This window comes from Streptomyces maremycinicus, from assembly GCF_001184025.1.
In the GTDB taxonomy this organism is placed as follows: domain Bacteria; phylum Actinomycetota; class Actinomycetes; order Streptomycetales; family Streptomycetaceae; genus Streptomyces; species Streptomyces maremycinicus.
This window is the reverse complement of record NZ_BBYG01000025.1, coordinates 74,493-92,703: the sequence shown is the minus strand read 5'-3', so window position 1 is coordinate 92,703 and position 18,211 is coordinate 74,493. Positions and strand designations below refer to the sequence as shown.

Genomic DNA, 18,211 nt, shown 5'->3' with positions numbered 1-18,211 from the left:
ATCTCGCGGATCTTGAAGTTCCGCTTGACCTGTGGACAACTCCGATCAGGAACACGTCAGACAGGCACCGCCGATGGGCCGCGACGGTGTCCTGTCACGCACCGCTCCCTTCCGTCACTGACCGGATTGTCAGCGCCGTCCTGTTGTATGGGGGCATGGAGCACACGAGCAACGCGGATCTCCGGGCCGACGCCGACACCGTCCTGGCCCGCCTCGTCGGCGACGCCACGGGCAAGGCGCGGCTGCGCGAGGACCAGTGGCGGGCGATCGAGGCGCTGGTGGCGGACCGACGGCGGGCCCTGGTGGTGCAGCGGACGGGCTGGGGCAAATCCGCCGTGTATTTCGTCGCCACCTCGCTGCTCCGAGCCCGCGGTTCGGGCCCCACGGTGATCGTCTCTCCGCTGCTCGCCCTGATGCGCAACCAGGTCGAGGCCGCGGCCCGGGCCGGTATCCACGCACGGACCATCAACTCCTCGAACACCGAGGAGTGGGCCACCGTGCAGGACGAGATCGCCGCCGGCGAGGTCGACGTCCTGCTGGTCAGCCCGGAGCGGCTCAACAACCCGGACTTCCGTGACGAGGTGCTGCCCGCGCTGGCGGCCGCGACCGGACTGCTCGTGGTCGACGAGGCCCACTGCATCTCCGACTGGGGTCACGACTTCCGCCCGGACTACCGTCGGCTGCGGACCATGCTCACCGATCTCCCGCCCGGCGTGCCCGTGCTCGCGACGACCGCGACCGCCAACGCTCGCGTGACCTCCGACGTCGCCGAACAGCTCGGCACCGGCGGCACCTCGGACGCCTTGGTGCTGCGTGGCCCGCTCGACCGCGAGAGCCTCAGCCTGAACGTGCTGCGGCTGCCCGACGCCGCGCACCGGATGGCGTGGCTCGCCGACCACTTCGACGACCTGCCCGGCTCCGGAATCGTCTACACACTCACCGTCGCCGCCGCCGAGGAGGTCACCGCCTTCCTCCGGCAGCGCGGCCACGTAGTCGCCTCGTACACCGGGCGCACGGAGAACGCCGACCGGCAGCAGGCCGAGGAGGACCTGCTGGCCAACAAGGTCAAGGCCCTGGTCGCCACCTCCGCGCTCGGCATGGGCTTCGACAAGCCCGACCTCGGATTCGTCGTGCACCTGGGCTCGCCCTCCTCCCCCATCGCCTACTACCAGCAGGTGGGCCGCGCCGGACGTGGTGTGGAGCACGCGGAGGTGCTCCTGCTGCCGGGGAAGGAGGACGAGGCGATCTGGGAGTACTTCGCCTCGCTCGCCTTCCCGTCGGAGGAACTGGTCCGCCGCACACTGGACGTCCTCGCCGGCGCGGGGCGGCCCGTCTCGCTGCCCGCCCTGGAGCCCTTGGTGGAGCTGCGCCGCTCCCGCCTGGAGACCATGCTCAAGGTCCTCGACGTGGACGGGGCGGTCAAGCGCGTCAAGGGCGGCTGGCTCGCGACCGGGCAGCCGTGGACGTACGAGACCGAGCGGTACGAGTGGGTCGCCCGGCAGCGCAAGGCCGAGCAGGAGGCGATGCGGCAGTACGCGTCGACGACGGAATGCCGGATGGAGTTCCTTCAGCGCCAGCTCGACGACGAAGGCGCCAAGCCCTGCGGGCGCTGCGACAACTGCGCGGGGGCGCGCTACGCCGCCGAGACGTCCACTGCCTCGCTGGACGCCGCGCGCGTGGACCTCGGCCGCGCGGGGGTCGAGGTGGAACCCCGCAGGATGTGGCCGACCGGCCTTCCCGCCATCGGTGTGGAGCTCAAGGGGCGCATTCCGGCCGGGGAACAGGCGTCGACCGGACGGGCGCTGGGACGCCTTTCCGACATCGGCTGGGGCAACCGGCTGCGCCCGATGTTCACCGCCCAGGCCGCGGACGAGCCGGTTCCGGACGATGTGGCGAGGGCCGTGGTGGGAGTCCTGGCCGACTGGGCGAAGGGTCCGGGCGGTTGGGCCTCCGCGGTGGCCGACGCCTCGCCGCGCCCGGTCGGCGTGGTCACCATCGCCTCCCGCACCCGGCCTCGGTTGATCCACTCGCTCGGCGCGCGCATCGCCGAGGTCGGCCGACTGCCGTTGCTGGGCTCGGTGGAGTACACCGCTGACGCCGCGCCGATCTCCCGGAGCAACAGCGCCCAACGCCTCAAGGCGCTCCACGGCATGCTGAAGGTGCCCCCCGCCCTCGCCGCCGCGCTCACCGAGGCCTCAGGGCCCGTTCTGCTCGTGGACGACTACACCGAGACGGGCTGGACCCTCGCGGTCGCGACCCGGATGCTTCGTCGCGCGGGGGCACACGGGGTGTTGCCGCTGGTACTGGCTGTGCAAGGCTGACCACGGGTGGCGACCGACCAGGTCCGCCCCGAGCGCCTCCGGCCGTCTTCCGGTGGCGCCCCGGCATCGGTGCGCCGGTGCGGCCGCGCGTCGAATCCGCCGCCGCGGCAGCGCACCCGAGGCGTGAGCTGTCGGCTCACGTGTCCTTCGGCGAATCACTGGGTAAGGATATAAGTCACTCATCGTCACATAACGGTCGGTGGCCCCAATTGCTCGTTGCCGCATCCAAGTTCGGCAGGAAGAATTGAGTTCCGCTCCCCGCACGGCTTGCCCGTAGTCCGGTAGGGCTCTGCTGCGGCGTGCGCTCCCCCGAATCCGACCCGCCCGCAGTGTGGGCCGTAGCCGAAGGGAGGATCGTGACCTTCGGATTCGCTCCGTCCTCGGCGGCTTCGTTGTCGACGTCCACGTCCGCCACCTCCGCCACCCGCTTGCTCGAGCCCGCCGAGTGGGCAGCGGCCGGCATTCCGCTGCTGCGCAACCCACGGGAAGTCGTCAGCGGACTGCACTCACGGCACCGACCACGGCCGGCCACCGCCATCGTGGCCGTGCTCGACCCAGACGAACGGGTGCGGGCGAGCGCCTCGTTCACCCGGCGTCAGGCATCGACCGACGGGTGGATGTTCCGCAACGCCCTGCTCGCCCAGCTGCGCCGGGTCATCCCGCACGACCTGCGGCTGCGCACACCCGTGCGCACCGCCGTGCTGCTCTACTGCCGGGACGGCGACGCACGCTGGACGGAGGAGGACGGCGCGTGGATGTGGGGTCTGCGAGACGCCTGCACCTTGCACGGCCTGCGCTGTGGGGCGTACATCACCCTCACCCGGGACGGCTGGCAGGTCCTCGGCGAGGGTCGCGGGGGCCGTCGGCCCCACGCCGATTCGACTCCGGAACCCTTCGCCCTGTCCGAGGCCCCACCGCCGCTGCCCCGGACCGGTGGCGCCGCCTCGGAGGTACTGCGCCGCGCGGCCGCCCGCTGAGAGGCCGCCGGTCAGCCGAAAGCCCCGCAAGAACGGGGCCCCCGGGAGGCTCAGACCTCCCGGGGGCCGACATCCGTTCTCGCGCGCCGGGACCCGGCCCCTCCGCACACGTGCGAGGCCCCCCGCGCAGGTGCAAGATCGTGCCGCCAGGGCACGCCACAGGGGCGCCGCAGCAGCGACGCCTCCGTGCCCCCGGTCGCCTTCCGACCTACCGGAGCCGGCTCAGACGCCCGCGCCCAGCGCGGCGTTGATCTGCTGCGGGTCGCCGCACACGATCAGCAGGCCGGCGGCCCGAGCGCGGGCCAGCGGCAGCACGGTGGCGGCCACGGTGTCGGGGCCGCCGTTGACGGCGACCACGACGACGGGACGCACGCCCGCCCGGTCCACCACCGCGGCATCGGCGTAGAAGACGTCGTCCCCCGCGTCGTGCTGCGCCCAGTACGGCGCCTCGCCGAAGGACAGCTCATGGGTGGCCCAGGGGTGCTGCTCGCCGGTGGTGATCACCAGCACGTCCCCCGGGGTACGGCCCGAGTCCAGGAGGAGGTCCACGGCCTCCTCGGCGGCGTCCAGCGCACCCTGGGCCGAGGCCGGGATCAACTGGATCTGGGGGGTCGCCGAAGCGGAGGCGGCGACGGCAGGGGCGGCCGGGGCCGAGGGCCCGGGCTTGGCGGCCACGTCACGCGGCGCGCGTTGCACCGGTGGCGTGGGCCGGACGGGTCCGGGACGACCGGGACGCGACGGAGCCGCGGGACGGGGTCCGGGTACAGGTCGAGGGGTCGGCGCTGTGCGGCCACTGGCCGGAGTGGCGCGGGGACCCTGGGCACTCTCGTGAATCTGAGGCTCCTGGGGAATGAGAGGCATGAGCTGTTTTTTATCAAACGTTGGCGCGGCAAGCGCCAGCGGGTGGCACATCAGTGCGACCGGAATCGTCAGAAGTCGAAGCCGAGTTGCCCTTCGACCCCCGGAACGCTCCCGTTCGCCCAGGTACGGGCCTTCTTGAGGTGCCGCCACTGGGGCAGCGCATCAAGATACGCCCACGACAACCGGTGGAACGGAGTGGGTCCCCGCTCCTCCAGTGCGGCCTTGTGCACGGGCGACGGATACCCGGCATTGTCCGCAAAACCGAAGTCTGCATGGTCGATACCCAGTTCGGCCATCATTTTGTCGCGCTGGACCTTGGCGATCACCGAGGCCGCCGCGACCGCCACACAGGACTGGTCACCCTTGATCACCGTGCGGACCTTCCACGGGTCGCCGAGGTAGTCGTGCTTCCCGTCGAGGATCACGGCGTCCGGGCGGATCGGGAGGGCCTCCAGGGCCCGCCCGGCGGCGAGCCGGAGCGCGGCGGTCATCCCGAGGTCGTCGATCTCCTCCGGGGAGGCGTGCCCCAGGGCGTGGGACGTGACCCACGTCAGCAACTCCTGGGAGAGTTCGTTGCGCCGCTTGACGGTGAGCAGTTTGGAGTCGGTGAGACCCGCGGGAGGCCGGCGGAGTCCGGTGACGGCAGCGCAGACGGTGACGGGTCCGGCCCAAGCACCGCGGCCCACCTCGTCGACCCCGGCAATGACCTTCGCTCCGGTCGTGGCGCGGAGGGAGCGCTCGACGGTGTGAGTGGGTGGTTCGTACGGCATGGCGCCCTTAGATTACGCCGCCCCGATCCCGTCGCGACACCCCGGTCCGCGCGGGGCCTCGCCGACCGCCCGCACGGGCACCGGATCCGCGCTCAGAGGATGTCCGGCCGTAGCAGCGGGAGCATGAGCCGGTCGATCATCTCGTCGAGTTCACGATCGTTCCATTCACACCCGCACATCTTCGATCGATACATCATCATGGCCGGAATGGCGTCGAGGACATACCCGTCCGCCGCGTCAGGCCGCACCTCGGCTCGCTCGATTCCGCGGGTGACGACCTCGCGCAACAGTTTGACGGTCGGCTCCACCACCCCCTCGACGATCAACGCATGGAAGCGTTCGGCCTGGATCGGATCGCATTCGTGAATGATCGAACGCAGAGCGAAACCGGGGCGGGAGAACATGGCGTCACGCGCGTCGCGACACAGCGCCCTCAGGTCCGCACGGATGCCGCCCAGATCGGGTGCGGCATCCAGCCGGGGCAGTCCGGCCCGCAGGGCGTCCGCCACGAGGGCCTCCTTGGAGGGCCAGCGGCGATAGACGGCGGCCTTGCCGGTCTGGGCGCCGGCCGCCACCCCTTCCATCGTGAGGCCGTTCCAGCCGACGGTGCCCAACTGCTCCAGCGTGGCATCGAGAATCGCACGTTCGAGCACGGCGCCGCGCCGGCGGGGAGTGGTCGCCCGAGCGGGGGCGGCCGTCCAGCGCGAAGTAACCATCCGAGTGTCTCCAGCGAGCAGAGGAAGCGGGGAGCAGGGGGCGGAGTGAGGCTCTGGGCCATCGCGACGGGGGATACGCCGAGGGGCGACGCCGCGAGTGAACGCTTGCGTTCACTACGAAGAACTCACTACCGTTGACGGGCCAGTGAACGCCATCGTTCACTAATGCTCTTGTGGGGGACTCATAGTGACAACCTCTCAGCTGACTCAGAACCAGAAATCCGGGGGTGCCCGCCGGGAGGGACATCCCGGTATCGCACTCACCGTGATCGCGGCCTGCCAACTCATGGTGGTACTCGACGCGACGATTGTGAACATCGCACTCCCGCACATTCAAGACTCGCTCAAGTTCAGCACCACCGACCTCACCTGGGTGGTCAGCGCCTACACGCTCACCTTCGGCGGTCTGCTGCTGCTCGGGGCGAGGGCCGGTGACATCCTCGGCCGGCGACGAGTGTTCCTGGCCGGCATCCTGCTCTTCACCTTCGCCTCGCTCCTGGGCGGACTGGCTCAGGAGCCGTGGCAGTTGCTCGCCGCACGCGCCCTCCAGGGCGTGGGAGGCGCCATCGCGTCCCCCACCTCGCTGGCCCTGATCACCACCACATTCCCCGAGGGGCCAGAGCGGAACCGGGCCTTCGCCGTCTTCGCCGCGGTCTCCGCGGGAGGCGGCGCCATCGGCCTGCTCGCGGGCGGCATGCTCACCGAGTGGCTCGACTGGCGCTGGGTGCTGTTCGTCAACGTGCCCATCGGGGTGCTCATCGCCTTCCTCACCCCGCTCTACATCAGCGAGTCCGAACGCCACCCCGGACGCTTCGACATAGCCGGCGCGTTGACCTCGACGCTCGGGATGGCCTCCCTGGTCTACGCGTTCATCCGCGCGGCGGAGGAAGGCTGGCGGGACGATCTGACCATCGGCGCCTTCGCGGTCGCGCTGGTCCTGCTGGTGGCCTTCGTGTTCACGGAGGCGCGCGCCAAGGAGCCGATCACTCCGCTCAAGATGTTCGCCGACCGGAACCGCTCCGGCACCTACGTGATCATGCTGAGCCTCGCGGCGGCCATGTTCGGCATGTTCTTCTACATCGTGCTGTTCGTGCAGAACGTGCTGGGGTACAGCCCGATCAAGGCCGGTCTCGCCTTCCTCCCCGTCACGGTCGCCATCGCGGTGGGGGCGGGCCTGTCGCAGCGCTTCCTGCCCACCGTCGGCCCCAAGCCCTTCATGGTCGCGGGTTCCGCGCTGGTGGCGCTCGGCCTCACCTGGCAGGCCTTCATCCGTCCCGACAGCTCCTACGTGGGCGGCATCCTCGGGCCGATGGTGGTCTTCGCCTTCGGTATGGGACTAAACTTCGTGACGGTGACGGTCACCGCGGTCTCGGGTGTCGCCCCGCACGAAGCGGGCGCCGCGTCCGGGCTGCTCAACGCGACGCAGCAGGTGGGCGGTTCCCTCGGACTGTCCATCCTGACGACCGTCTTCGGCACGGCCAGCAAGGACGAGGCGGAGAAGCAGCTGCCGAAGTTCCTCACGGACGGAACCCCGGAACAGAAGGCCGAGTTCGCCAAGACGCACCAGCTGCCCGCCCCCTGGGGACACGAGGTACTCGCCCACGGCATCTCGACGGCCTTCATCCCGGCCGCCGCGATGGCCGTGCTCGCTCTGGTGACGGCGTGGTTCGGCATCCGGATCCGCAAGAGCGACCTGGAAGCACTGTCCGGCACGGCGGGCCCCACCGCCCTCTGACGGAACGCTCTCGTCGGCCGATCCGGAGGTGTCACCGTCCGTCACGTCGACGGCGCGTCCACCGCTTCCGGGTCGGCACGCGCGGCCTCTCGGTACCGGCACCAACATGATCACCAACAGGTCGAACCGCACGCGCACCCCCTCCGTCGTCCCCGACATCGCCCCGCCCCACCTGCACGCCACCCCGCTCGGACAGATCACACAGGCCGCACGCATCGCACCGATCGCGCCGGCCGCACGGATCGCACTGGCTGCACAGATCGCACAGCGGATATGCCCGAACAACGCTGGACGGTCACGCAGAGTTCCCATCGGACACTGAGAGTTCTGGAAGGCCGGGGGCGCCGCTCGACAGAATGACGCTGACCCACGGTGAGGCCTTGGCCGCCGACCGTCGGACGCCAGACGCCGGTACCGGTCTCCGACGCCAAGCTCGGCTTCAAGCGTCACAGCTCTCAGCCGTGGCGGCTTTCAGGCGTCGCGGCTCTCAGGCGTCGGGCGTCACGTGCGACGGCGCGGACAGCCACCCCGGCAGGTCCTCCACCTGCCGCGCCCACGCCTCCGGAGGCGTCCCCGCCTTGCCGGACGCGAGGATGCCGCCGACGATGGCGCAGGTCGTGTCCACATCGCCGCCGACCTGGGCGGTCGTCCAGAACGCCGTCTCGTAGTCGCCGAGGGCGCGCGCCGCCGACCAGACCGCGAACGGAACGGTGTCATGGGCCGACGTCCGTCGCCCGCAGCCCAGCACCGCCGCGACGGTGGCCGCGTCGGCGTAGTCGAGCATGTCCCTGGCGCGCCGCAGGCCGGCGCCGACGGCGCTCTTCGGGACGAGGGCGACGACACCGTCCAGGAGCGCCTCGGCGCTGGGCGGCCCTCCGGGGGCGCCGACCAGCGCGGCGGCCGCGGCGACGGCCATGGCCCCGACCACGGCTTCCCGGTGCTGGTGCGTGGGGTAGGCGGAGATCTCCGCCTGGTGGGTCGCCTGCTCGGGGTCGTCCGCGTACCAGGCCCCCAGCGGGGCCACGCGCATGGCGGCGCCGTTGCCCCAGGAGCCCTGTCCGTTGAACAGGGCGGCCGACAGCTCGCGCCAGTCGGCGCCCTCCCTGACGAGCCGCAGCAGCCGGTTGACCGCGGGACCGTACCCGCGGTCGAAGTCGTGATGCCGGGCGAAGGACTGCGCCAGTGCGTCCTGGTCGATGCGGTGGTGGGCGGCGAGGACGGCCACGACGGAGCAGGCCATCTCCGTGTCGTCGGTCCACTGCCAGGGGCCGGGCGGCAGCTCGCGGCGCTGGAGCAGCGGATAGTTCACGGGCACGAAGAACTGTGAGCCCAGCGCGTCGCCCAGGGCGAGGCCGCGCAGGCTGGCCAGGGCGCGCTCCAGGCGACGTTCGGGAGAGGAGTCAGCGGTCATCGCTCTGCCACTCTATCCGGTGATCCCGTACGGTTCCGGATCTCGCCAGCGGTTGAAAGGCCGGTCGAGTGTGTACCGGTCGTCGTCCCCGAGAACGAGCATCCTCATCTCGGCGTTCCCCGGATTCGCGAGGGACTCGAATTCCGCGACCGTCCAGTGGAACCAGCGCATGCAGAACAGCCGCATCGCGAGGCCATGGGTCACGATGAGCACGTTCGGCGGGTGGTCGGGGGCCTCGAAGCTGCGGAAGAGGCTCTCCAGGAAGCCGCCGACGCGGTCGTAGACGTCGGCTCCGCTCTCGCCCTGGGCGAACCGATAGAAGAAGTGCCCGTAGGCGTCCCGATAGGCCTTCTGCAACCGCACGTCGTCGCGGTCCTGCCAGTTTCCCCAGTCCTGCTCGCGCAGCCGGGGCTCCTCGCGGACCCGTATGCAGTCGGCGTCCAGGTGGAAGGCCCGGAGCGTCTCGTGCGTACGACGGTAGGGGGAGACGTACACGCTGACCCGCTCGCGGCCGAACACCTCCCGCAGGGTCTTTCCCGTCTCCTCGGCCTGCTGCCACCCTCGCTCGGTCAGGGCCAGTGCATGGTCGGGTTCACGCTCGTAGACGGTGTCATCAACATTGCCCGTTGACTCCCCGTGCCGGACAAGGACGATGCGCCGTGGTCGTGCCATGCCAAAACCCTAGATCGGCTGACGGCCGATAGAGCACTCGTACGGCCTGCATACAGCGTAGGTCACACAAATCCCGCACCAGAAAGCGCATACAGAAGCCGTTCGACGGCTTCCCTCGCGAGTCCGGTTTTCAAACCGTCCAGGTCGACTCGAGCTCGACGATGTCACCGGTGAGGGCGGATATGTCCGCCTCCGTCTGGGCGCGCAGTGCGAGCCGCTCCACGCGCTCGGTCCGGTACTTTCCGTGTTCGGCCTGCGAGCGCCACATCGAGAGCACCATGAACTCGTGCCCCGGCGCCTCGGCGAACATCCCCCGGATCATGCCGGGCGAGCCCGCCATGGCGGGGTTCCACACCTTCTCCTGCATGAGGGTGAAGTGCTCGGCCCGCTCCTCGTGCACCCGGCACAGGGCCACCCGCAGCAGGTCGGCGTCGGTGAAGCGGGGCTCGAAGCCCGTCTTCACGTCGAAGCGGTAGTCGAACAGCCGCACCTGGGCGTCCTTGAACGTGCCCGACTGAGCCGACGCCAGCCGGTCATGGGAGCGCGCCATGAAGGAGTCGTAGAAGGCACGGCTCTCCCAGAACGCGAAGACATGCGCGACCGAGGGCCGCCCCCTGCTCCAGCCCCCGCCCTGCCCCCGGAACCCCGGCTCCCCCAGAAGCCCCGCCCACTTTCGCTGTCCCCGTTCGAAACCGCGGCGGTCCACCACGGTGCAGCGAATCCACTTGACCAGCACCGCGCCATGGTACGGCCACTGGGCGTGGCGTTGGTCACCCTCGTTCACAGACCGACGCTGCGACGGCGCACGCGCGCGTGGCAGGATGGACAACCGGCCCTGAGAGTCGGCGTGTTCGGGGCGACGTCAAACGGGGAAACGGGGAGGGGAATTCCGGTGAGCGGCCTGAACAAGGGAATCCGCAAGGTCGAGATGGCTCTGAAGTGGGACCCGAGTCCGACGGGGCAGCCGGCCACCGACCTGGACATCGTGGCCGCGACCTATCTGGAGAGCGATCCGCATGGTGTCCCTGCCTATGTGGTGCACTTCGACAGTCGCTCCCCCGACGGAACGATCTATCTCAACCGTGACAGCAAGGACGGCAAGGGCTTCGGTTGGGACGAGGTGATGACGCTGGAGCTCGACCGCCTGGACGCGCGGTACGCGCGCGTGGTCGTCGGCGTCGTCATACAGCAGAACCCGGAGCACCGGACCTTCGTCGGTGTGCTCAACCCCGCCTTCCGGATACGGGAGGGCTACACCGTCCTGGACGAGGGCGACTTCGCCGGTGTCCTCGGCGCGACCGCGGCGACGGTCGGGGAGTTCCTGCGCGAGTCGACCGACGGATGGTCGTTCCACCCCGGCGTCCAGGGCTTCGAGGACGACCCGGCGACGTTCACGCGCACCATGGGCCAGGTACGTCACGCCTGAGGGCGCGAAAGACGCCGCCGAGCCCCCGTGGACGGTGGAAGACGCGGAAAGCACCGAGGGCGGTGGAGCCGAGTACCGGCTCCACCGCCCTCTGTCAGATCATCGCGACCTGACCGGCACGGCGGGGATCAGCTGCAACCGCTGGTCGAGCCGCAGCCCTCGCAGATGTAGCAGGAACCGGCCCGCTGCATCTTCGTACCGCAGGAGAAGCACAGCGGGGCGTCGGCCTGGATGCCCAGCTGCATCTCCACCAGTTCGGCACTGGTGTGGGCCTGCTTCGGAGCGGGCTCGACGGCTTCGACGTCGGCCTTGGGAGTGGCGACGGCCTTCAGGTCCGTCGGACGCGGAGCGGACTGCGCGAGTCCCTCGACGTCCACGTTCTCCTCCTCGAAGGTCGGCTCGTACGAGCCGGTCTCCAGGTGGCGCTGGCGCTCCTCGGCGGAGTGGATGCCGAGCGCGGAACGCGTCTCGAAGGGCAGGAAGTCGAGCGCCAGGCGGCGGAAGATGTAGTCGACGATCGACTGCGCCATCCGCACGTCCGGGTCGTCCGTCATGCCGGCCGGCTCGAAGCGCATGTTGGTGAACTTCGAGACGTACGTCTCCAGCGGCACGCCGTACTGGAGACCGACGGAGACCGCGATGGAGAAGGCGTCCATCATGCCGGCGAGGGTCGAGCCCTGCTTGGACATCTTCAGGAAGACCTCGCCGAGACCGTCGTCCGGGTAGGAGTTGGCGGTCATGTAGCCCTCGGCGCCACCGACCGTGAAGGAGGTCGTGATGCCGGGACGGCCCTTGGGCAGACGCTTGCGGACCGGGCGGTACTCGATGACCTTCTCGACCGCGGTGCGGATCGTGTCCTCGGCCTTCTCGGTGATCTCGGTCTTTTCCTTCTCCTTGGTCTTCGCGGAGAGGGGCTGGCCGACCTTGCAGTTGTCGCGGTAGATCGCGAGAGCCTTGACGCCGAGCTTCCATGCCTCGAAGTAGATCTCCTCGACCTCCTCGACGGTCGCCGTCTCCGGCATGTTGACCGTCTTGGAGATGGCGCCGGAGATCCAGGGCTGGATCGCGGCCATCATGCGGACGTGGCCCATCGGGGAGATGGCGCGCTCGCCCATGGCGCAGTCGAACACCTCGTAGTGCTCAGGCTTGAGACCGGGGGCGTCGATCACGTTGCCGTTGTCGGCGATGTGGGCGACGATCGCCTCGATCTGCTCCTCCTGGTACCCCAGGCGGCGCAGGGCCTGCGGCACGGTGCCGTTGACGATCTGCATCGAGCCGCCGCCGACGAGCTTCTTGAACTTGACCAGGGCGAGGTCGGGCTCGACGCCGGTGGTGTCGCAGGACATCGCCAGACCGATGGTGCCGGTCGGGGCGAGCACGGACGCCTGGGAGTTACGGAAACCGTTCTTCTCACCGAGCCGCAGGACGTCCTGCCAGGCCTCCGTGGCGGCGGCCCAGACCGGGGAGTCCAGGTCGTCCATGCGGACGGCCGCGCCGTTGGCGTCGGAGTGCTGCTTCATGACGCGGTTGTGGGCGTCGGCGTTGCGGGCGTAGCCGTCGTACGTGCCGACGACCGAGGCCAGTTCGGCGGAGCGGCGGTAGGCCGTGCCCGTCATCAGGGAGGTGATGGCGCCGGCCAGCGCGCGGCCGCCGTCGGAGTCGTAGGCGTGGCCGGTGGCCATCAGCAGGGCGCCGAGGTTGGCGTAGCCGATGCCGAGCTGGCGGAACGCGCGCGTGTTCTCGCCGATCTTCTGGGTCGGGAAGTCCGCGAAGCAGATGGAGATGTCCATCGCGGTGATGACGAGCTCGACGACCTTCTGGAAGCGGTCGGCCTCGAAGGACTGGTTGCCCTTGCTGTCGTCCTTGAGGAACTTCATCAGGTTCAGCGAGGCGAGGTTGCAGGACGTGTTGTCCAGGTGCATGTACTCGCTGCACGGGTTCGACGCGGTGATGCGGCCGGACTCGGGGCAGGTGTGCCAGTTGTTGATCACACCGTCGTACTGGATGCCCGGGTCGGCACAGGCCCACGCGGCCTCGGCGAGCTTGCGGAACAGCGCCTTGGCGTCGACCTTCTCGATGATCTCGCCGGTCATACGGGCGCGGAGGCCGAACTCGGTGCCGTTCTCGACGGCCGTCATGAACTCGTCGTTCACGCGGACGCTGTTGTTGGCGTTCTGGTACTGGACGGACGTGATGTCGTCGCCGCCCAGGTCCATGTCGAAGCCCGCGTCGCGCAGGGCGCGGATCTTCTCCTCTTCCTTCACCTTGGTGGCGATGAAGTCCTCGACGTCCGGGTGGTCCACGTCGAGGACGACCATCTTGGCCGCTCGACGGGTGGCGCCACCGGACTTGATGGTGCCGGCGGAGGCGTCGGCACCACGCATGAAGGAGACCGGGCCGGAGGCGTTGCCACCGGAGGACAGGAGCTCCTTCGAGGAGCGGATGCGGGAGAGGTTCAGGCCGGCGCCGGAGCCGCCCTTGAAGATCATGCCCTCTTCCTTGTACCAGTCGAGGATCGACTCCATGGAGTCGTCGACGGCCAGGATGAAGCAGGCGGAGACCTGCTGGGGCTGCGGGGTACCGACGTTGAACCAGACGGGGCTGTTGAAGCTGAAGATCTGGTGCAGGAGGGCGTACGCCAGCTCGTGCTCGAAGATCTCGGCGTCGGCGGGCGAGGCGAAGTACCTGTGGTCCTCACCGGCCTTCCGGTACGTCTTCACGATGCGGTCGATCAGCTGCCTGAGGCCGGTCTCGCGCTGAGGGGTGCCGACGGCACCGCGGAAGTACTTGCTGGTGACGATGTTGACCGCGTTCACCGACCAGAAGTCGGGGAACTCGACGCCACGCTGCTCGAAATTGACCGAGCCGTCGCGCCAGTTGGTCATGACGACGTCACGACGCTCCCAGGCCACCTCGTCGTAGGGGTGCACGCCGGGGGTCGTGTGGATGCGCTCGATACGCAGGCCCTTGGTGGTCTTGGTGCCCTTGGCACGGGAACCTCGCGCCGGACCGCTCGCCGTCTCTGTCATGCCGCCTCCCTCTACGGGCGAAAACGCCCTAAAATGCCACGTTGTTCCCGTGACACGGTGTTCTGTCTTGTGCTGTGGGCACCCACGCGCATTCGCCCACAGCAGGTCTTGGTCCGCCGCCGCCGGACCGTCCCCGGACTCGAAACCCCGGTTCCGGCCCTTCGGTCAGTCGGCGGCGTGAGCGGGCTCGGGGACCTGCACGGTCCCTCCGGGCCCGCCTTCGTCTCCCCGGCTCCCCACAACAGCTCCCGCATCGCCCTCGCGGTCGTCGTCGTCCGCGGCAGGGCGTGCCGTCTGGTTCCTGAGTTCCACGATGGCGGCCTCGAAGTCCTCGAGCGAGTCGAACGCCCGGTAGACGGAGGCGAATCGCAGATACGCGACGAGGTCGAGTTCCTGAAGCGGACCGAGTATGGCCAGCCCGACGTCATGGGTGGTCAACTCGGCACTTCCGGTGGCCCGTACCGCCTCCTCGACCCGCTGGCCGAGCTGAGCCAGAGCGTCTTCGGTGACAGGCCGCCCCTGACACGCCTTGCGCACGCCGTTGATGACCTTGATGCGACTGAAGGGCTCGGTGACTCCGGACCGCTTCACCACCATGAGCGAGCACGTCTCCACGGTCGTGAAACGACGGGAGCAGTCAGGGCATTGGCGGCGCCTACGGATCGACGTGCCGTCATCCGTCGTACGGCTGTCGACGACACGGCTGTCGGGGTGCCTACAGAAGGGGCAGTGCATGAACTCCAACCCTCCTCACAGCAGACTCAATGGCCTCGCCGGACCTCACGGGTCCCTCGAAGCAGCCCCCAGCATAGGGGATCCATGAGCGTCCGAAGACACCGGGGACCACAACTTCTGGGCCGCTGGTGCAATCCAACCACTACATATGGGGGCTCGGCCCAAAAACCCAGGCTGCATCGCGTGTCGCGTCCGACAGCTTCACCCCTCGCGATCCCGCCGTCACACGCAGCATCCGAAAACCACCCGTGCACGCGCGCGTACACCTGTACCGGCACGCCGGATACGGCGATACCGTGGGCGCCGCAGGGAGGAGTGGTGGGACTCTCGCGCAGAGAGGGGCCGATTCCCGGTCCGCGGGGCGGCGGATGGCAGACTGAGGGCACGCCTCACCAGGCCATCCGTCCCGGCGGAGAAGAGTACAACAATGAGCCCTTTTGTCTGCCGGGCAGCACGTTAGCCATACACCCAGACACATGATCAAGTCAGGCTATCCACGCTTTTTCACTCGAACGTGTGTTTGGCGCAACCTTTCGAAAGCAACTACCGTTGTCCAGCAGGGAGACAATCGAGAGGGGCCGACGTGACCACCACCGCAGACAGTGCCACCATCACTGCCCAGGACCGCTCCCAGGGCCGACTCGAGCCGGTGCATGCGATGAACGAAGCCATGAATCCCGAGGCACACAAGCGCTCGCTGCCGGGGCGACCCCCAGGCATCCGCGCGGACAGCTCGGGACTCACCGACCGGCAGCGCCGAGTGATCGAGGTCATCAGGGACTCCGTACAACGGCGCGGATACCCGCCGTCCATGCGGGAGATCGGTCAGGCGGTCGGGCTGTCCAGCACGTCCTCGGTCGCCCACCAGCTGATGGCACTGGAGCGGAAGGGCTTCCTGCGCCGCGACCCGCACCGGCCGCGCGCCTACGAGGTCCGAGGGTCCGACCAGGCGAGCTCCGTACAGCCCACGGACACCGCCGGCAAGCCCGCCGCGTCGTACGTCCCGCTGGTCGGCCGCATCGCCGCCGGTGGTCCGATCCTCGCCGAGGAATCGGTCGAGGACGTCTTCCCTCTCCCGAGGCAGCTGGTGGGTGACGGCGAGCTGTTCGTCCTCAAGGTCGTGGGTGACTCGATGATCGAGGCCGCGATCTGCGATGGCGACTGGGTCACCGTCCGCCGCCAGCCCGTCGCCGAGAACGGCGACATCGTGGCGGCCATGCTGGAGGGCGAGGCGACCGTCAAGCGTTTCAAGCGCGAGGACGGCCATGTCTGGCTCCTCCCGCACAACGCGGCGTACGAGCCGATCCCGGGCGACGACGCGACCATCCTCGGCAAGGTGGTGGCCGTACTCCGCCGCGTCTGAGTACGGCGGTGGACGAGACGCCTCCGTCCGCTCCCGAAGCTGGGCCCCGGGATCCCTGCGCCGGTTCCGGGGCCCTGTGCTGTGCCCGATGTATCCAGGTGAGGGGCCGTCCCCGGAGCGGGACGGCCCCTCCCTCACTCCGTCTCCGACCCGGCTTCCGCCTCCGCCTGCTTGGCCACCGCGTCGATCGCCGCGAGCGACCTGCGCACCTGGTTGCGGTCCGTGGTGTACCAGAAGTCGGGCAGGGACGCCTTCAGATAGCTCCCGTACCGGGCCGTCGCCAGCCGCTGGTCCAGTACGGCGACCACACCGCGGTCCCCCGACGCCCGCACCAGCCGGCCCGCGCCCTGTGCCATCAGCAGCGCCGCATGGGTGGCCGCGACGGCCATGAAGCCATTGCCGCCCGCCTCCTCCACCGCCTTCTGGCGGGCGCTCATCAAGGGATCGTCCGGGCGCGGGAACGGGATCTTGTCCATCACGACCAGCTGACAGCTGGGACCGGGGACGTCGACACCCTGCCAGAGCGACAACGTACCGAAGAGACAGGTCTTCGGGTCCGCCGCGAAGTTCTTGATCAGCTCACCGAGCGTCTCCTCGCCCTGGAGGAGGATCGGGAACTCGGGGACCCGCGTGCGCAGCTCCTCGGCGGCGAGCTGCGCGGCCCGCATGGAGGAGAACAGACCGAGCGTGCGTCCACCGGCCGCCTGGATCAGCTCGGTCAGTTCGTCCAGCATGTCGCCGCGGTCGCCGTCCCGCGCGGGGCGCGACAGGTGTTTGGCCACGTAGAGGATGCCCTGCTTGGGGTAGTCGAAGGGCGACCCCACGTCGATGCCCTTCCACTGGGGGACGTCCTCGCCCTCGGTGCCTTCCGGGGCCAGCCCCATGGAGGCGCCCACGCCGTTGAAGTCCCCGCCCAGCTTGAGGGTCGCCGAGGCCAGGGTCACGGAGCGGTCGGCGAAGAGCTTCTCCCTGAGCAGGCCCGACACGGACATGGGCGCGACGCGCACGGAGGCGCCGAATCGGTCGTGCCGCTCGTACCAGACGACGTCGTACTCGGAGCCGTTGACGATCCGCTCCGCCACGTCGTGCACGCTCTCCACGGACGCGAGGGCCTGCTTGCGGACCGCGTCCTCGTCCTGGACGGACTTGTCACGGGTCGCGCCGATGGCCGAGATGACGGTCCGCGCGGCGTCACGCAAGGCCATGAGGGCGTACCCGAGATCCTCCGGGACCTCCTCCAGACGGCCGGGCAGTGCCAGTTCCATGAGCCGCTCGAAGCCCTCGGCGGCGGTCTGGAGCTGGTCGGCGGCCTTCTCGTTGACCAGCTTCGCCGCCCGGCGTACGGCCCGGTTGACCTGGCCGGGAGTGAGTTCGCCGGTCGCGACGCCGGTGACCCGCGAGACCAGCTCATGCGCCTCGTCGACGATCAGCACCTCGTGCTGCGGCAGGACCGGCGCACCCTCGATGGCGTCGATGGCGAGCAGCGCGTGGTTGGTGACGACGACCTCGGCGAGCTTGGCGCGCTCGCGGGCCATCTCGGCGAAGCACTCGGCACCGTAGGCGCACTTCGTGGCCCCCAGACACTCCCGGGAGGACACCGACACCTGGGCCCAGGCCCGGTCGGAGACACCTGGCGTGAGGTCGTCCCGGTCCCCGGTCTCGGTGTCGTCCGACCAGTCCCGCAGCCTGAGCAGGTCCTGGCCCAGCTTGCTGGTGGGCGCGGCCGCCTCGAACTGGTCGAAGAGGCCCTCCTCCTCGTCCTGCGGGACGCCTTCATGGAGGCGGTGCAGGCACAGGTAGTTCGACCTGCCCTTGAGCATCGCGAACTCCGGGCGGCGGCGCAGCAGCGGGTGCAGCGCGTCGACCGTACGCGGCAGGTCCCGCTCCACGAGCTGGCGCTGGAGGGCCAGCGTGGCGGTCGCGACCACGACCCGCTCCCCGTGCGCGAGGGCGGGCACGAGGTAGCCGAGCGACTTGCCGGTGCCGGTGCCGGCCTGGACCAGCAGATGGGATCCGTCGTCGATCGCCTCGGCGACGGCTTCGGCCATGGTCACCTGGCCGGGGCGCTCCGTACCGCCGACAGCGGTGACGGCAGCGTGCAGGAGTTCGGGGAGTGAGGGCTTCGTCATAGCGCGACCACACTACGGCGCGGCACTGACAAACGTGTGGTCAAGGCGGACGGGACGGAAGGGATC

14 protein-coding genes are annotated in these 18,211 nt (G+C 69.5%); 5 read left to right on the top strand and 9 right to left on the bottom strand.

Annotated features, from left to right (window positions below; genetic code table 11):
- Positions 1–155: 155 nt before the first annotated feature.
- Positions 156–2,321, top strand: coding sequence for a RecQ family ATP-dependent DNA helicase (locus AOQ37_RS35930; protein ID WP_062651018.1), 2,166 nt, complete (start codon positions 156–158; stop codon positions 2,319–2,321).
- A gap of 356 nt (positions 2,322–2,677) precedes the next feature.
- Positions 2,678–3,298, top strand: a complete 621-nt coding sequence (locus AOQ37_RS35925; RefSeq protein ID WP_062651016.1) for a hypothetical protein — start codon at positions 2,678–2,680, stop codon at positions 3,296–3,298.
- A 222-nt stretch (positions 3,299–3,520) separates the two neighbouring features.
- On the opposite strand, the gene AOQ37_RS35920 is transcribed toward AOQ37_RS35925, so the two are convergent.
- The 3 genes from AOQ37_RS35920 to AOQ37_RS35910 form a co-directional block, all read right to left on the bottom strand.
- Positions 3,521–4,159, bottom strand: a complete 639-nt coding sequence (locus AOQ37_RS35920) for a hypothetical protein (RefSeq protein WP_078890544.1) — start codon at positions 4,157–4,159, stop codon at positions 3,521–3,523.
- A gap of 68 nt (positions 4,160–4,227) precedes the next feature.
- Entirely contained in the window at positions 4,228–4,929 is a 702-nt protein-coding gene (gene rnhB, locus AOQ37_RS35915) for a ribonuclease HII (protein ID WP_062651012.1), read from the bottom strand.
- A 92-nt stretch (positions 4,930–5,021) separates the two neighbouring features.
- Complete coding sequence (locus tag AOQ37_RS35910; protein ID WP_062651011.1) at positions 5,022–5,645, bottom strand: TetR/AcrR family transcriptional regulator; 624 nt, start codon at positions 5,643–5,645, stop codon at positions 5,022–5,024.
- A 187-nt stretch (positions 5,646–5,832) separates the two neighbouring features.
- On the opposite strand from AOQ37_RS35910, the gene AOQ37_RS35905 reads away from it, so the two are divergent.
- Positions 5,833–7,380 (top strand): MFS transporter, encoded by a 1,548-nt coding sequence (locus AOQ37_RS35905; RefSeq protein ID WP_062651009.1) that lies wholly within the window; start codon positions 5,833–5,835, stop codon positions 7,378–7,380.
- Between the two features lie 487 nt (positions 7,381–7,867).
- Here the strand turns inward: AOQ37_RS35905 and AOQ37_RS35900 are convergent, their stop codons facing one another.
- The 3 genes from AOQ37_RS35900 to AOQ37_RS35890 all read right to left on the bottom strand — a co-directional run bounded on the left by AOQ37_RS35900 (position 7,868) and on the right by AOQ37_RS35890 (position 10,199).
- Positions 7,868–8,791, bottom strand: a complete 924-nt coding sequence (locus AOQ37_RS35900; protein WP_062651007.1) for an ADP-ribosylglycohydrolase family protein — start codon at positions 8,789–8,791, stop codon at positions 7,868–7,870.
- 12 nt (positions 8,792–8,803) lie between these two features.
- The gene (locus AOQ37_RS35895) at positions 8,804–9,463 is read right to left on the bottom strand and encodes a histidine phosphatase family protein (RefSeq protein WP_062651005.1); all 660 of its coding nucleotides are present in this window, start codon (positions 9,461–9,463) and stop codon (positions 8,804–8,806) included.
- Positions 9,464–9,593: 130 nt separating this feature from the next.
- Entirely contained in the window at positions 9,594–10,199 is a 606-nt protein-coding gene (locus tag AOQ37_RS35890; RefSeq protein ID WP_062651003.1) for a YdbC family protein, read from the bottom strand.
- A gap of 156 nt (positions 10,200–10,355) precedes the next feature.
- Here AOQ37_RS35890 and AOQ37_RS35885 point away from each other — a divergent pair, with 156 nt between their 5' ends.
- Entirely contained in the window at positions 10,356–10,889 is a 534-nt protein-coding gene (locus tag AOQ37_RS35885; protein ID WP_062651001.1) for a TerD family protein, read from the top strand.
- 128 nt (positions 10,890–11,017) lie between these two features.
- Here AOQ37_RS35885 and AOQ37_RS35880 read toward each other — a convergent pair whose 3' ends face one another.
- Positions 11,018–13,918 (bottom strand): vitamin B12-dependent ribonucleotide reductase, encoded by a 2,901-nt coding sequence (locus tag AOQ37_RS35880; protein ID WP_062650999.1) that lies wholly within the window; start codon positions 13,916–13,918, stop codon positions 11,018–11,020.
- Positions 13,919–14,083: 165 nt separating this feature from the next.
- Positions 14,084–14,653, bottom strand: a complete 570-nt coding sequence (nrdR, locus tag AOQ37_RS35875) for a transcriptional regulator NrdR (protein WP_062651091.1) — start codon at positions 14,651–14,653, stop codon at positions 14,084–14,086.
- Positions 14,654–15,236: 583 nt separating this feature from the next.
- Between nrdR and lexA the strand changes: the two genes are divergently transcribed.
- On the top strand, positions 15,237–16,016 hold the full coding sequence (lexA, locus tag AOQ37_RS35870; RefSeq protein ID WP_062650997.1) for a transcriptional repressor LexA: 780 nt from the start codon (positions 15,237–15,239) through the stop codon (positions 16,014–16,016).
- 134 nt (positions 16,017–16,150) lie between these two features.
- Here lexA and AOQ37_RS35865 read toward each other — a convergent pair whose 3' ends face one another.
- On the bottom strand, positions 16,151–18,145 hold the full coding sequence (locus tag AOQ37_RS35865) for an ATP-dependent DNA helicase (RefSeq protein ID WP_062650995.1): 1,995 nt from the start codon (positions 18,143–18,145) through the stop codon (positions 16,151–16,153).
- Positions 18,146–18,211 lie beyond the last annotated feature (66 nt).